Annotated in this window: 13 protein-coding genes; 7 read left to right on the top strand and 6 right to left on the bottom strand. The window is 58.8% G+C overall.

Features of this window, described 5'->3' with window-relative positions; genetic code table 11:
- Positions 1 to 173 precede the first annotated feature (173 nt).
- On the top strand, positions 174 to 1,439 hold the full coding sequence (locus UCMB321_RS27595) for a sensor histidine kinase (protein ID WP_040071870.1): 1,266 nt from the start codon (positions 174 to 176) through the stop codon (positions 1,437 to 1,439).
- A gap of 122 nt (positions 1,440 to 1,561) precedes the next feature.
- Here the strand turns inward: UCMB321_RS27595 and UCMB321_RS27590 are convergent, their stop codons facing one another.
- Positions 1,562 to 2,035, bottom strand: coding sequence for a hypothetical protein (locus tag UCMB321_RS27590; RefSeq protein ID WP_040071869.1), 474 nt, complete (start codon positions 2,033 to 2,035; stop codon positions 1,562 to 1,564).
- The gene (locus tag UCMB321_RS27585; RefSeq protein WP_040071868.1) at positions 2,032 to 3,141 is read right to left on the bottom strand and encodes a saccharopine dehydrogenase family protein; all 1,110 of its coding nucleotides are present in this window, start codon (positions 3,139 to 3,141) and stop codon (positions 2,032 to 2,034) included. The genes UCMB321_RS27590 and UCMB321_RS27585 overlap by 4 nt, the downstream gene beginning before the upstream one ends.
- Before the next feature lie 162 nt (positions 3,142 to 3,303).
- Here UCMB321_RS27585 and UCMB321_RS27580 point away from each other — a divergent pair, with 162 nt between their 5' ends.
- Positions 3,304 to 3,732 carry a nuclear transport factor 2 family protein gene (locus UCMB321_RS27580; protein WP_040071867.1) on the top strand — a complete coding sequence of 143 codons (429 nt, stop codon included), beginning with the start codon at positions 3,304 to 3,306 and terminating at the stop codon, positions 3,730 to 3,732.
- 203 nt (positions 3,733 to 3,935) lie between these two features.
- Here the strand turns inward: UCMB321_RS27580 and gyrB are convergent, their stop codons facing one another.
- From gyrB to dnaA, 4 genes are read right to left on the bottom strand one after another with little or no spacing between them, the layout of a single operon-like run.
- Entirely contained in the window at positions 3,936 to 6,353 is a 2,418-nt protein-coding gene (gene gyrB, locus UCMB321_RS27575) for a DNA topoisomerase (ATP-hydrolyzing) subunit B (RefSeq protein ID WP_040071866.1), read from the bottom strand.
- Positions 6,354 to 6,357: 4 nt separating this feature from the next.
- On the bottom strand, positions 6,358 to 7,461 hold the full coding sequence (recF, locus tag UCMB321_RS27570; protein ID WP_040071865.1) for a DNA replication/repair protein RecF: 1,104 nt from the start codon (positions 7,459 to 7,461) through the stop codon (positions 6,358 to 6,360).
- Between the two features lie 35 nt (positions 7,462 to 7,496).
- Positions 7,497 to 8,600, bottom strand: a complete 1,104-nt coding sequence (gene dnaN, locus UCMB321_RS27565; protein WP_040071864.1) for a DNA polymerase III subunit beta — start codon at positions 8,598 to 8,600, stop codon at positions 7,497 to 7,499.
- Between the two features lie 38 nt (positions 8,601 to 8,638).
- Positions 8,639 to 10,153, bottom strand: a complete 1,515-nt coding sequence (dnaA, locus tag UCMB321_RS27560) for a chromosomal replication initiator protein DnaA (protein WP_040071863.1) — start codon at positions 10,151 to 10,153, stop codon at positions 8,639 to 8,641.
- Positions 10,154 to 10,717: 564 nt separating this feature from the next.
- Here dnaA and rpmH point away from each other — a divergent pair.
- From rpmH to mnmE, 5 genes are all read left to right on the top strand, one after another.
- Positions 10,718 to 10,852 carry a 50S ribosomal protein L34 gene (rpmH, locus tag UCMB321_RS30450; RefSeq protein ID WP_003213577.1) on the top strand — a complete coding sequence of 45 codons (135 nt, stop codon included), beginning with the start codon at positions 10,718 to 10,720 and terminating at the stop codon, positions 10,850 to 10,852.
- 13 nt (positions 10,853 to 10,865) lie between these two features.
- The gene (gene rnpA, locus UCMB321_RS27555; RefSeq protein WP_167337468.1) at positions 10,866 to 11,273 is read left to right on the top strand and encodes a ribonuclease P protein component; all 408 of its coding nucleotides are present in this window, start codon (positions 10,866 to 10,868) and stop codon (positions 11,271 to 11,273) included.
- Complete coding sequence (yidD, locus tag UCMB321_RS30445; RefSeq protein ID WP_084615171.1) at positions 11,266 to 11,511, top strand: membrane protein insertion efficiency factor YidD; 246 nt, start codon at positions 11,266 to 11,268, stop codon at positions 11,509 to 11,511. The genes rnpA and yidD overlap by 8 nt, the downstream gene beginning before the upstream one ends.
- 2 nt (positions 11,512 to 11,513) lie before the next feature.
- Positions 11,514 to 13,190 carry a membrane protein insertase YidC gene (gene yidC / locus UCMB321_RS27550; RefSeq protein WP_040071862.1) on the top strand — a complete coding sequence of 559 codons (1,677 nt, stop codon included), beginning with the start codon at positions 11,514 to 11,516 and terminating at the stop codon, positions 13,188 to 13,190.
- A gap of 79 nt (positions 13,191 to 13,269) precedes the next feature.
- Positions 13,270 to 14,640: a tRNA uridine-5-carboxymethylaminomethyl(34) synthesis GTPase MnmE gene (gene mnmE, locus UCMB321_RS27545; protein ID WP_040071861.1), complete on the top strand. Its 1,371-nt coding sequence runs from the start codon at positions 13,270 to 13,272 to the stop codon at positions 14,638 to 14,640.
- Positions 14,641 to 14,904: the final 264 nt, after the last annotated feature.

Raw genomic sequence — 14,904 nt, 5'->3', positions numbered from 1 at the left:
AAGGGACGGGCGCACATCCCCCCCGTCGAAGCGGGCGGCGACTACTATGAACTCAGTGCAGTACCCACTGGCGGGGCACCACACCGCAGGCCAAACACACAGAAGGTGAATCGATACGCAGAGCAACGTTCCAGACTCACGGACGCCATACATGATGAGGTGGGAGAGCCGCTATGGAATACCTGTACAGCTTATTAAGTTCTGATGGATTCATGCCCCATGGGCACTGCTATTTGTGGATCCCCGAACTCCTGTGGATGAACGTCATTTCGGACACGCTGATTGCGCTGGCCTATATGACAATTCCAATCACCCTTATTTACTTTATCCGAAAAAGACGTGATATCCCCTTTGACTGGATGTTTGGTGCCTTTGGGGTCTTTATCCTCGCTTGCGGCAGCACCCATGTGCTGGAGATATGGACCATATGGCATCCCACTTACTGGCTATCCGCATTCGTCAAGGTCATTACCGCCATCGCCTCCTGCATCACCGCTGTTCTCCTGATCAAATTGATCCCTGCGGCACTGCTCATCCCGAGCCCACAACAGCTGGCCAAAGTGAATGAGGAGTTGCGAGAGACGCAGGCCAAACTGGTGTCTACGGCCCGTCAGGCGGGTATGGCGGAAATCGCCACCAACGTGTTGCATAACGTCGGCAATGTACTCAACAGCGTGAACATATCGGCGGAGCTGGTCAGCAGCCGGATGCGCGGCTCGAAAGCCCAGGGGCTGGGCAAGGTGGCTGATCTGATGAGCGAGCACGCCCATGACCTGAGCGATTTTCTCACCCGGGACCAGAAAGGAAAAATGCTCCCCGACTACCTGCTCAAGCTAGCAGAGGCGGTGACGGTAGAGCGACAGGGCATCATCGAAGAACTGGAGCAGCTCAGCAACGGTATTAGCCATATCAAGGATATCGTCGCTGCCCAGCAAGCCTACGCCGGAACCTCCAGTATGCTGGAACCCGTTCAGGTACAGGACCTGATTGAAGAGGCCATGAAGATGAGCGCCTCTTCACTCTCGCGCCATCAGGTGACGGTGGTGAAAGAATTGGCCGACGCGCCCTTGTTGTCGATCGACAAGCGTCGCGTGCTGGAAATACTGATCAACCTCATCAGTAACGCCAAGCATGCGATGGGGGGAGTGCCTGACCGACAACACCAGATCATCTTGCGTCTGCTTTGGGATCAGGGACAAAGCGTGCAGATCCAGGTCGCGGATAACGGTGAGGGGATTGCACCGGAAAACCTGACACGTATCTTTTCCCATGGTTTCACCACTCGCAAGGACGGCCACGGTTTTGGCCTGCACAGCTGCGTGATCGCCGCTCACGAGATGGGCGGCAGCTTGACGGTGCAGAGCGACGGGGTGGGCAAAGGGGCGACTTTTACGCTTGAACTCCCGATCAAAGTAACAGAAGAAGCCGTACTTTTATGAGCTGGGGCTATATCGGTATCCCGACCGCCTGCGGCTATAGCAAAAAACCCCGGCCTTTGGGGGCCGGGGTTTTTCTTTAAAAGACGACAATCCCTCGCCGACTTTGGGGCGAAAACCGACCTTCACACCCTACGTTCCTTGGTAACAGCACGTAGGTACGTCGCCATCGCTGCAAAACGTTGCCGAGTCTCCCATTCGAACACTCGGTTCACCACCGGATCCAGAATCCACCCCAACCACCTCGGTCGCAATCGGACGCTAAACGTATAAATCAGCTCCGAGGTCGCCCCATCAAGATCACGATGGCGCATTGAAGCTGCCCACCATTGGAAGCATCCGGCCGGCTCCACTATTACCGCTGCCGCCACTTGAGCCGGCCGGTAATTGACGAAGCGAGTACGCAACGCAAACAGACGTTTCCACCCGCGCCCCTGGTTGATCGTGATTGCACCGATGTAGGGGTGACTGCCCCCACCCTCGACCGCCGCATGGGACAACAGCGTATCCCACTGCCGACGCACACTGTGGTTGTGAAAAGCTTCAAAAGCATCGGAGGCGGAGGAAGGCATGATCAGGGTGATTCGACGTTGCTTCATTGCGTTTCCTCGACAACGGCAGACGTGAACTTCCAGCGTTGGAACTCAACCTCGAACTCTTCCAACTCCAGTAACCCCATGCATGGGAAGGCTCCGGTCAGGTGAAGCTCGTTATTCGCCAACTTACGGGCGAGCAACACCGCCGCCATGCACGGAATTTCCGGCCCGTGCCCACCCGGTGCGGTTAACTGCCAAGTCAAACAACCTTGTTTGTTACCCTTAAGCGCCCCACGCACTTGAACCTTCATGGCCCCCATGTCGCTGCCCAGCGGATCCAGCACCAGGGCGGACATTGCGTCCAGCCGAGCCGCCCATCGATGGATCGGCAATGGCAATCCAAGCCGTCGCAAGGCGGCAGCCAGCCAGAGGCAGACATGCTGAATCCGCAGTTCCAGCGCCGCATGGAATTCGACATCGCTGACACCCGCGTATCGGGCAGGAAACAGCGCGAGGTCCGGCACATCGCACGCCGCTCCCCAGCGTGGGCCCAGGCCAACGAAGCTGAAACGCCGGATGTCCTGCCAACCGAACTGTTTACCCCATGCGCCGCCATTCCAGCGCGCAAAGGCCAACCCGGCATAACCAAACACCGCCTCGATGGTGGCGATGCCTCGCGCGGCCTGCTGGCCGGGCGCGATGACGGTCCTGATGCTGTCCACACGGATAAAGGACTTGGCCAGGTGATCGGCCACCGCGCAAGACAAACCGGGCACGCTACTGGCTCCCGAAATGGCGAGCACACCCGCGGCTTTTGCCTGGGCGTCTACATTGGCTGAGAAGTGCTCGACAAAGTCCCGACCGTCCGCGAGGTCCAGGTAGTGTGCGCCGGCGGCACAAGCGGCCTTCGCGACAGCATAGTCCTGGCCCTGAAAGGGACCGGCACAGTGGATGACCAGACCCGGCGAAGCTTCGGCGAGGCGCGCTTCGAAGTCGGTGGAGTTGATATCAAGGGGGAGGGTGGTCACGGTCTGTCCGGAGCTGAACGTATGGACGCCCCCGCCAGTGCTGCGACTGGCAGCGATCACCGTCAAACCTGGCTCCTGCGCGAGGCGCTGGCAAATACGCGCTCCGAAGTTGCCCAAACCGCCTATTACGATGACGCGCATGACTATCCTTGGCATAAGCTCTCAGCGGCTAGAGTATAAGGCTGCACTGCACAGTTCAATGAAGGCTGAGGTCCCCGCAAACCTCCAATACCTTCGGGGCTCGCAGTTGGCTGCTGAACGTTGAATGCACTCCAGAACAATAACGATACCGAGGAACGCAAGATGTCCGAACTCAAGCTTCACCCGCAAGCCGCTGCCTCGCTGCAACGCTGGCATGACATGGTCGCGCACGGCGACCTGGCCGCCTTGCCCGAGCTGTTAGCGGCGGATGTGGTGTTCCGTTCTCCCATGGCTCATACCCCATACCCCGGTGTGCTGGTGGTCTCGACCATCCTCGGCACGGTCATCAAGGTCTTCGAGCAGTTCACTTATCATCGTGAACTGGTCACGGCTGACGGTCTCAGTGTGGTCTTGGAGTTCAGCGCCGAGGTGGCGGGCCGGCAGCTCAAGGGCATCGACATGATACGTTTCGACGAGACCGGCAAGATTGTCGAGTTCGAAGTCATGGTTCGCCCCATGAACGCGCTGCAGGCACTCGGCGAGGAAATGGGGCGGCGTTTGGCACCCTACCTGGCGGCTGCCAAGAACTGAGTTTCACACTACGGCGAGTAATGCAGTGTCAGCTTGCACAGGTTCACGCCACACGCGCCTGGGTGGCATAAATAGTATCGTCGCACGCCAAAAAAAAGGCCCGCTGATAGCGGGCCTCCTTTGGGCATGGCCGGCCAACCCCAGGGGTTAGCCGAACCATTTATTTGTGAAAATGCGCAACTATTCTGTGAACCTACACCCGATCAGAAATCCAGGTTCGACACCGCCAACGCGTTGCTCTCGATAAAGTCACGACGTGGCTCTACCGCATCGCCCATCAGCGTGTTGAAGATCTGGTCGGCGCCGATGGCGTCTTCGATCGTCACTTTCAGCATCCGGCGAACCGTCGGGTCCATGGTGGTTTCCCACAACTGATCCGGGTTCATCTCACCCAGCCCTTTGTAGCGCTGGATGGTATGGCGCTTGGTGCTTTCGGCCATCAGCCAGTCCAGGGCTTCCTTGAACTCGGTCACGTCTTTCTTGCGTTCGCCACGCTGGATGTAAGCACCCTCGTCGAGCAGGGAGCTCAACTGCGCGCCCAAGGTGACAACGGTCTTGTAGTCGTTGCTGCCGAAGAAGTCGCGGTTGAAGGTGACGTAGTTGGACAGGCCATGGGAGATCAATTCGACCTCCGGCAGCCAGATGTTACGTTCACGGTCTTCACGCAGGCTGGCTTTGTAGACCAGGCCGGACTTCTCGTTCAAACGCAGACGGACTTCATACTTGGCCAGCCATTCCTGCATTGCCGCGTGATCGCCCAGTTGCTCCAGGCTCACCGCCGGCAGGTAGATGAAGTGCTCGGTCAGCTCCTGCGGGTACAGGCGCGACAGGCGCTTGAGGGTCTTCATTACCATGCGGAAGTCATTCACCAGACGTTCCAGCGCTTCGCCGGAAATACCCGGTGCGTCTTCGTTCAGGTGCAGGCTCGCGTCTTCCAGGGCCGACTGCGTCATGTACTCTTCCATGGCGTCGTCGTCCTTGATGTATTGCTCCTGCTTGCCTTTCTTCACCTTGTACAACGGCGGCTGGGCGATGTAGATGTAGCCACGCTCGATCAGCTCCGGCAACTGACGGAAGAAGAACGTCAGCAGCAGGGTACGGATGTGCGAACCGTCGACGTCAGCATCGGTCATGATGATGATGTTGTGATAACGCAGCTTCTCGATGTTGTACTCTTCGCGACCGATACCGCAGCCCAGTGCGGTGATCAGGGTGCCCACTTCCTGGGACGAGATCATCTTGTCGAAACGGGCTTTTTCCACGTTGAGGATCTTGCCCTTCAACGGCAGGATCGCCTGGGTACGACGGTTACGACCCTGCTTGGCGGAACCGCCAGCAGAGTCACCTTCCACCAGGTACAGTTCGGAAAGGGCAGGGTCCTTTTCCTGGCAGTCCGCCAGTTTGCCCGGCAGGCCGGCGATATCCAGCGCACCTTTGCGACGGGTCATTTCACGCGCTTTACGCGCCGCTTCACGGGCACGGGCGGCGTCGATCATCTTGCCGACCACCAGCTTGGCTTCGTTCGGGTTTTCCAACAGGAAGTCGGAGAAGTACTTGCCCATTTCCTGTTCGACAGCGGTCTTCACTTCGGAAGAAACCAGCTTGTCCTTGGTCTGGGAGCTGAACTTCGGATCCGGCACCTTGACCGAAATAATCGCGGTCAGGCCTTCACGAGCATCGTCACCGGTGGTGGCGACCTTGTGCTTCTTCGCCAGACCTTCCTGTTCGATGTAGTTGTTCAGGTTACGGGTCAGCGCGGAGCGGAAGCCCACCAGGTGAGTACCGCCATCGCGCTGTGGAATGTTGTTGGTGAAGCACAACAGGTTCTCGTTGAAGCTGTCGTTCCACTGCAAGGCGATTTCCACGCCGATGCCGTCTTCGCGCTGGATGTTGAAGTGGAACACCTGGTTGACCGCAGTCTTGTTGGTGTTCAGGTATTCAACGAACGCACGCAGGCCACCTTCGTACTTGAACAGCTCTTCCTTGCCGCTGCGCTCGTCCTTGAGGACGATGCCGACACCGGAGTTGAGGAAGGACAGTTCACGAATCCGCTTGGCCAGGATGTCCCAGCTGAAGTGGATGTTCTTGAAGGTTTCGGCGGAGGCCTTGAAGTGAATCTCGGTACCGGTGGTTTCGCTCTCGCCGACGATTTTCATCGGTTCCTGAGGAACACCGTGGACGTAGGTCTGTTCCCAGATCTTGCCGCTGCGACGCACGGTCAGCACCAGCAATTCGGACAGGGCGTTCACCACCGACACACCTACACCGTGCAGACCGCCGGAGACTTTATAGGAGTTGTCGTCGAACTTACCGCCGGCGTGCAGCACGGTCATGATGACCTCGGCTGCGGAAACGCCTTCTTCCTTGTGCACGTCTACCGGAATACCGCGACCGTTGTCGCGTACGGTGATGGACTCATCCGGGTGGATGGTGATGCTGATGTCGTCGCAATGGCCGGCGAGCGCTTCGTCGATGGAGTTGTCGACCACCTCGAACACCATGTGGTGCAGACCGCTGCCATCATCGGTGTCGCCAATGTACATACCGGGACGTTTGCGTACGGCATCCAAACCTTTCAGCACCTTGATGCTGTTCGAGTCGTACGTATTTTCTTCGCTCATGCCTTCACTCCCGATGGTCGTGGGTCTGGGTGATACAGCCCTGTTCCACGTGGAACAAAGCAACTGGCGTTTCCGTCTGCCAGCCTTCCCTCAATAATTCGTGGTCTACACAGGTGATAAACACCTGGCAGCGTAAGTCTTCCAGCAAGCGACAGAGTGCACGACGGTGTTGCTCGTCCAGCTCGGACGGCAGGTCATCCACCAGATAAATACACTGGCCGCGCCGGGCCTGACTGACCAGATGCCCCTGAGCAATGCGCAAGGCACAGACCACCAGTTTCTGCTGACCCCGGGACAAGATGTCCGCGGCATTGTGTGCGCCCAATCGAAGACGCAAATCAGCTCGCTGTGGTCCGGCTTGGGTGTGACCCATTTGCTGGTCCCGGTGCAGGGAAGAGGCGAGCACAGCGCTCAATTCCTTCTCTTTGTCCCAACCCCGGTAATAGCTCAGCTTTAAGCCCTCGAGTTCGACTAGCTCGCTCAAGGTCTGCTCAAAGACTGGTTTCAAGGCTTTGATGTAAGCGCGGCGGTATTCATCGATTTCGGCGCTGGCCAGGCACAGTTCCCGGTCCCAGGCCGCTTGCGAAGCGGCGTCAAGTGTACCATGCCGCAGCCATGAGTTCCGCTGCCGCAGGGCCTTCTGCAAGCGCTGCCAGGTCGACATGAAACGAGGTTCCACGTGGAACACGCCCCAATCGAGGAACTGTCGACGGATCTTCGGCGCGCCCTCCAGCAAGCGAAAGCTGTCCGGGTTGATCAGTTGCAGCGGCAGGATTTCCGCCAGTTGCGCGGCGCTCTTGGCGTTCTGCCCGTCGATGCGGATCTGGAATTCACCCTGTCGATCCCGCGATATCCCCAACGCGCTGTGCCCGCCCTCGGCCAACTCCACCTGACCGAAGACCGTGCAGGCGAGTTGCTCGTACTGGATCACCGGCAGCAGGCGGGTACTGCGGAACGAGCGTGCAAGCCCGAGCAGATGCAGCGCTTCGAGCACGCTGGTTTTTCCGCTGCCGTTGGCGCCGTAAAGGATATTGATACGCGGGGAGGGGGAGAAGGTCACCGGCTGCAGGTTACGCACCGCGGTGACCGAAACACGACTGAGGGACATCTAGCTTTGGCTGGACATGGGCAGGCGCGACACCGTTACAGGCGCATCGGCATGACGACGTAGGCGGAGTCGTCGTTGTCGGACTCCTGCACCAGCGCGCTGCTGTTGGAGTCGGACAGGATCAGACGCACCTGCTCGGTGGTCATCACGCCCAGCACGTCCAGCAGATAGCTGACGTTGAAGCCGATTTCCAGGGGACCGCCGTTGTACTCGACGCCCACTTCCTCTTCCGCTTCTTCCTGCTCCGGGTTGTTGGCCTGGATCTTCAGTTGACCATTGGCCAGCTGCAGACGGATGCCGCGGTACTTCTCGTTGGACAGGATCGCGGTACGGCTGAAGGCCTCGCGCAGAGCCTGGCGATCCCCCAGGACCAGCTTGTCACCGCCTTTTGGCAGGACACGCTCGTAGTCCGGGAACTTGCCGTCCACCAGCTTGGAGGTGAAGGTGAACTCGCCGGTGGTCGCACGAATATGGTGCTGGCCGAGGACGATGCTCACGTTGCCTTCCGGCTCGGTCAGCAGGCGGGCCATTTCCAGGATGCCCTTGCGTGGCACGATGACCTGGTGACGATCCGGCTGACCGATATCAGCCTGCATCGAGCACATGGCCAGACGGTGACCGTCGGTGGCCACGGCGCGGATCACACCAGCGGACACTTCCAGCAGCATGCCGTTGAGGTAGTAACGCACGTCCTGCTGGGCCATGGCGAAACTGGTACGTTCGATCAGGCGACGCAGCTTGCTCTGGTCAAGCTGGCAAGTCAGCGAGCCCGGACCTTCTTCCACTGTCGGGAAATCATTCGCCGGCAAGGTGGACAGGGTAAAGCGGCTACGACCGGCCTTCACCACCAGCTTCTGCTCGTCGACCTTGATGTCGATCAGGGCGTCGTTGGGCAGGCTCTTGCAGATGTCCATCAGCTTGCGCGCCGGCACGGTGATTTCACCCTGCTCCGCCGGCTCTTCGAGCTGGACGCGACCGACCAGTTCGACTTCGAGGTCGGTACCGGTCAGCGACAGTTGCTGGCCTTCGACCACCAGCAGCACATTGGAGAGCACCGGCAAGGTCTGGCGGCGCTCGACGACGCCTGCGACCAGTTGCAGGGGTTTCAACAGGGCTTCGCGTTGAATAGTGAAATGCATGGTCTAGTCCCTTGCCTTAGTAAGCTGCGCTGGTGTCATCAAGTGGTCAGTGTGCGCAGCAGGTTCTTGTAGTCCTCGCGGATGTCCGCGTCGGATTCCTTAAGTTCGTTGATCTTGCGGCATGCATGCAAGACCGTAGTATGGTCGCGTCCGCCAAAGACATCACCAATTTCAGGCAAGCTGTGGTTGGTGAGTTCCTTGGACAAGGCCATCGCGACCTGACGTGGACGTGCCACCGAGCGCGAACGGCGCTTGGACAGCAGGTCGGAAATCTTGATCTTGTAGTACTCGGCCACCGTGCGCTGAATGTTATCCACAGACACTAGCTTGTCTTGCAGCGCCAGCAGGTCTTTCAGCGATTCGCGGATCAGCTCGATGGTGATATCGCGGCCCATGAAGTGCGAGTGAGCGATCACCCGTTTCAGTGCGCCTTCGAGTTCACGAACGTTGGAACGAATACGTTGGGCAATGAAGAACGCCGCGTCATGGGGCAGTTCGACTTTTGCCTGGTCGGCCTTCTTCATCAGGATCGCGACCCGGGTTTCCAGTTCCGGCGGCTCGACCGCAACGGTCAGGCCCCAGCCGAAGCGCGACTTCAGGCGCTCTTCCAGTCCCTCGATCTCTTTCGGATAACGGTCACTGGTCAGGATCACCTGCTGACCGCCTTCAAGCAAGGCGTTGAAGGTGTGGAAAAACTCCTCCTGGGAGCGTTCCTTGCGGGCGAAGAATTGAATGTCGTCGATCAGCAGGGCATCCACCGAACGGTAGAAGCGCTTGAATTCATTGATGGCGTTGAGCTGCAAGGCCTTGACCATGTCCGCGACGAAACGCTCCGAATGCAGGTAGACCACCTTGGCATTCGGGTTCTTCTTTAATAGATGGTTACCCACAGCGTGCATCAAGTGGGTCTTACCCAGGCCAACGCCGCCATACAGGAAGAGCGGGTTGTAGCCGTGCTTGGGATTGTCCGCCACCTGCCAGGCCGCGGCCCGGGCCAACTGGTTGGACTTGCCTTCGACGAAATTCTCAAAGGTGAAGGTGCGGTTCAGGTAGCTGGTGTGCTTGAGCGCGCCTTCCACCTGGACGGTACGTTGTTCGGCGCGCACCGGGGCCTGTTGCGAACTGGCGCCGGCCATCGGGTCGAAGCTGTCGCGCGACGGTTCTTCGCTGACCTCGACCGCCGTCTTCGGGGTCGGGGCCGGCTGCGCAGGCGGGTTCACTGCGACCGGTGCCGGAGCGCTGGCGGCCATGGCCTGGGACGCGGCGGCGGCCAACGGGGCATTTGGCGCGGCACGCGGGGCAGAACTGCGCTTGCTGCCTATTAATAAGGAGAGCACCGGCGCCAGGCCGTTGCCGTGCTCGTTCAACAGTTCGAGCAAACGTCCCAGGTACTTTTCATTCACCCAGTCGAGCACAAAACGGTTCGGTGCATAGACACGCAACTCGTCGCCTTCGGCTTCGACCTGTAGTGGACGGATCCAGGTGTTGAATTGCTGGGCAGGCAGCTCATCACGCAGAAGCTCCACGCACTGCTGCCAAAGTTCCACTGACACGGATATCCCCTAAGTTGAAAGCCGGTGAGGCAAAAACAAGCCGCCATTGTACCGGCAGGCAGAGCACTTATCCACATGTAGGTTGCAGGGACAACCTGAGGAATCAACCGCTTATCAGTGGACAAGGCGACCAACGGCATGTGCATAAGCTCTGTGGATAACCGTCCTTGAGGTCGTTGTACAAGTGGGGGCGAAAGTCTGTGGGTAACCCGCCTGTGGATAACCTAGCATTCCGCGCACAGCTTATCCGACAGCGCGGCACAGGCGGAGCACCGCTTACCCACCCAGTTGTCATTCTCTGTACAGTACGTGTTTTCTGGCCTCAAGCGACTTATCCACAGATAATCGCTACCTAAGCTTCTATAAGCTTTACAGAAAAGCTTTAAATAATTCCCTTCTTTATTTTTATATCTGGGTCGCAAGGGGGCCGGGGGATCGGCTCGAATACCTATATGAAGTAAAAGCTGGTTGGAAATTGACCTGCGGGCTTGCTTTCTCTAGAATCCCCGGTCTCTTAAAACGGGGGCCATTCCGGCCCGTTGTGACGAACCAGGTAGCAACGCCATGAAACGTACTTTCCAACCCAGCACTATCAAACGCGCCCGCACCCACGGTTTCCGTGCTCGCATGGCAACCAAGAACGGTCGTGCCGTCCTGTCGCGTCGCCGCGCCAAAGGCCGTGCTCGTCTGGCAGTTTGATAATCCGGCGCGGGTGGTGAGTCAGGACTTCAGTCGGGAAAAGCGTCTGCTTACTCCTCGACATTTCAAGGCAGTCTTTGACTCCCCTACCGGCAAGGTTCCGGGGAAAAATCTCCTGCTCCTTGCGCGCAACAACGATCTGGATCATCCCCGTCTGGGGCTGGTTATCGGTAAAAAGAGCGTCAAGCTCTCCGTTGAGCGCAATCGCCTCAAACGTCTGATGCGCGAGTCGTTCCGCCTGCACCAGGATTCACTGGTCGGCTGGGACATCGTTATCGTCGCGCGCAAAGGTCTGGGCGATGTAGAAAACCCTGAATTGATCCAGCATTTCGGCAAACTCTGGAAACGCCTGGCCCGTACGGCGCCAGCGGTACCTGCAGGCAAAACCGAAACTGTGAGGGTAGACAGCCCAGATGCGTAAACTGGCCCTCGTTCCGATCCAGTTTTATCGCTATGCCATCAGTCCCTTGATGGCCAATCACTGTCGTTTCTACCCCAGTTGTTCTTGCTACGCGTATGAAGCCATCGAAACTCATGGATTCCTGCGCGGTGGCTGGCTGACCGTTCGTCGCTTAGGTCGCTGTCATCCGTGGAATGCCGGTGGTTATGACCCGGTTCCACCAATCCCTACCTCCCGTTCTTCTTCGATGGCCGAGTAATCATGGATATCAAACGCACAATCCTGATCGTCGCCCTGGCAATCGTGACCTATGTCGGGGTTCTCAAATGGAACCAGGACTACGGTCAGGCTGCCCTGCCGACCCAGAATGTTGCTACCACTGTTCCCGGTTTGCCGGATTCGGTACCTGGCAACAAAGCCAGCGCCAGTGATGACATTCCACGTGCAGCCAATGACACCAGTGCGCCTGTTGAAGCACCGGTGGCTGCCAGCAACGACCTCATCCACGTGAAAACGGATGTGCTCGACCTGGCTATCGATCCAAAAGGCGGGGATATTGCCCAGCTGAAGCTGCCACTCTATCCACGCCGTCAGGACCATCCGGAAATTCCTTTCCAGTTGTTCGACAACGGTGGCGAGCGTACCTACCTGGCCCAGAGCGGCCTGATCGGTACCAACGGCCCGGATTCGAGTGCGGCCGGTCGCCCGCTGTATGCTTCCGCGCAGAAAAGTTATCAACTGGCTGACGGTCAGGACCAACTGGTCGTCGACCTGAAATTCAGCGAAAACGGCGTCAATTACATCAAGCGTTTCACCCTGAAACGCGGCCTGTATGACATGACCGTGTCTTATCTGATCGATAACGAAAGCGCCCAGCCCTGGTCGGGTGCGATGTTCGCCCAGTTGAAGCGCGACGCCAGCGCCGATCCATCCTCCAGCACCGCCACCGGTACCGCGACTTACCTGGGCGCCGCCCTGTGGACAAGTTCCGAGCCGTACAAGAAAGTGTCGATGAAAGATATCGACAAGGCCCAGCTGAAGGAAACCGTCCAAGGCGGTTGGGTTGCCTGGTTGCAACACTACTTCGTGACCGCCTGGGTTCCGGCCAAGGGTGACAGCAATGTCATGACCACCCGCAAGGACAGCCAAGGCAACTACATCATTGGCTACACCGGTCCTTCGCTGACGCTGGCCCCGGGCCAGAAAACCGAGACCAGCGCCGTTCTGTATGCCGGTCCGAAAATCCAGGCGGTACTGAAACAGTTGTCCCCAGGTCTGGAACTGACGGTCGACTACGGCATGCTGTGGTTCATCGCCCAACCGATCTTCTGGCTGCTGCAACATATCCACAGCCTGCTCGGTAACTGGGGCTTCTCGATCATCGTCCTGACCATGCTGATCAAGGGGCTCTTCTTCCCGTTGTCGGCGGCCAGCTACAAATCGATGGCGCGCATGCGTGCCGTGGCGCCGAAACTGGCGGCACTGAAAGAGCAACATGGCGACGACCGGCAGAAAATGTCGCAAGCCATGATGGAGCTGTACAAGAAGGAGAAGATCAATCCACTGGGCGGCTGCTTGCCGATCCTGGTGCAGATGCCGGTTTTCCTTTCCCTGTACTGGGTGTTGCTGGAAAGCGTTGAAATGCGCCAGACCCCGTTCATCCTGTGGATTACCGACCTGTCGATCAAGGATCCGTTCTTCATCCTGCCGATCATCATGGGCGCGACCATGTTCATCCAGCAGCGTCTGAACCCGACGCCTCCGGATCCGATGCAGGCCAAGGTGATGAAGCTGATGCCGATCATCTTCACCTTCTTCTTCCTGTGGTTCCCTGCGGGTCTGGTGCTGTACTGGGTTGTGAACAACTGCCTGTCCATCGCCCAACAGTGGTACATCACACGTAGTATCGAAGCGGCTACCAAGAAAGCCACTGCGTAACCTACTCTGTGGATAACCACTCAAGACGCCCCCTAGTGGGGCGTTTTGCTATCTGTCATTTAGTGTCGAGACCCGCTTCATGAACCTTCCTCGGGAAACCATCGCCGCCGTTGCCACCGCCCAGGGCCGTGGCGGGGTCGGTATCGTTCGACTTTCCGGGCCTTTGGCGCACGCCGCGTCGCTGGCCATCAGCGGTCGCGAGTTGAAACCGCGCTACGCCCACTACGGTCCGTTTCTGGACGGCAGCGGTGATGTGCTCGACGAAGGCATCGCCCTGTATTTCCCGGGACCGCACTCCTTTACCGGGGAAGATGTGCTCGAGCTGCAGGGCCATGGTGGTCCGGTGGTCCTGGACATGCTGCTGCAGCGTTGCCTGCAACTGGGCTGTCGGCTGGCTCGGCCGGGGGAATTCAGCGAGCGGGCGTTTCTCAACGACAAGCTCGACCTGGCCCAGGCCGAGGCGATTGCCGACCTGATCGAAGCCAGCTCCGCTCAGGCCGCGCGCAATGCGCTGCGTTCGTTGCAAGGCGCATTTTCCCAGCGTGTGCATAACCTCACCGAGCAGCTTATCGGCCTGCGGATCTATGTGGAGGCGGCCATCGACTTTCCCGAGGAGGAAATCGACTTTCTCGCCGATGGTCATGTGCTGGCCTTGCTCGATGCGGTGCGCAACGAGTTATCCACAGTGATGCGCGAGGCCGGGCAGGGGGCCTTGTTGCGCGATGGCATGACGGTGGTGATTGCCGGTCGACCGAACGCCGGCAAGTCCAGCCTGCTCAATGCCCTGGCCGGGCGTGAAGCGGCGATCGTGACCGAGATCGCGGGTACCACGCGCGATGTCCTGCGCGAACATATCCACATCGATGGCATGCCGTTGCATGTGGTGGACACTGCCGGCTTGCGCGATACCGATGACCATGTGGAAAAGATCGGTGTCGAACGTGCGCTCAAGGCCATTGGCGAAGCGGATCGGGTGTTGCTGGTGGTAGATGCCACCGCACCGGAGGCTGTGGATCCTTTTGCCTTGTGGCCGGAATTCCTCGAGCAACGACCCGATCCGGCCAAGGTCACCTTGATCCGCAACAAGGCCGACCTGAGCGGCGAGGCCATGGCACTGGAAGTCAGCGAGGATGGCCATGTCACCATCAGCTTGAGTGCCAAGGCCGGCGGCGCGGGACTGGAACTGCTGCGCGAGCACCTCAAGGCCTGCATGGGTTATGAACAGACCTCAGAGAGCAGCTTCAGCGCCCGTCGGCGTCATCTGGAAGCGCTGCGTCACGCCAGTGCGGCCCTGGAACACGGTCATGCACAGTTGACCCTGGCCGGTGCCGGTGAGCTGCTGGCGGAGGATCTGCGCCAGGCCCAGCAGTTCCTGGGCGAGATCACCGGCGCGTTCAGCTCCGACGACCTTCTGGGGCGGATCTTTTCCAGCTTCTGCATCGGTAAATAACCTTACCGGCCGGCCCCCTCCGGGCTTGCCCGCGAAATTTTTGTCGGCCTTGAAGGCCTCTTCGCGAGCAAGCTCTGCTCCCACAGTGAGCGCAAACCCCCACTGATTTCCTTGGCAGTCGAATGATTTCAAATCGTTTCGACTGCTTTCGGCTGCCCGCGATTTGCCTCGCCTGGCCTTTTTCTGTGGATTAAGCCCTGTGAATAACCGCGCCTCAGGTCAGTTGATAACCAGGCCTGAAAACTGAGGATGAACCCGCTTGTG

This window comes from Pseudomonas batumici (assembly GCF_000820515.1).
GTDB lineage: Bacteria > Pseudomonadota > Gammaproteobacteria > Pseudomonadales > Pseudomonadaceae > Aquipseudomonas > Aquipseudomonas batumici.
Note: the sequence above shows the minus strand (reverse complement) of the source record. Positions and strands in the feature narration are given on the sequence as shown.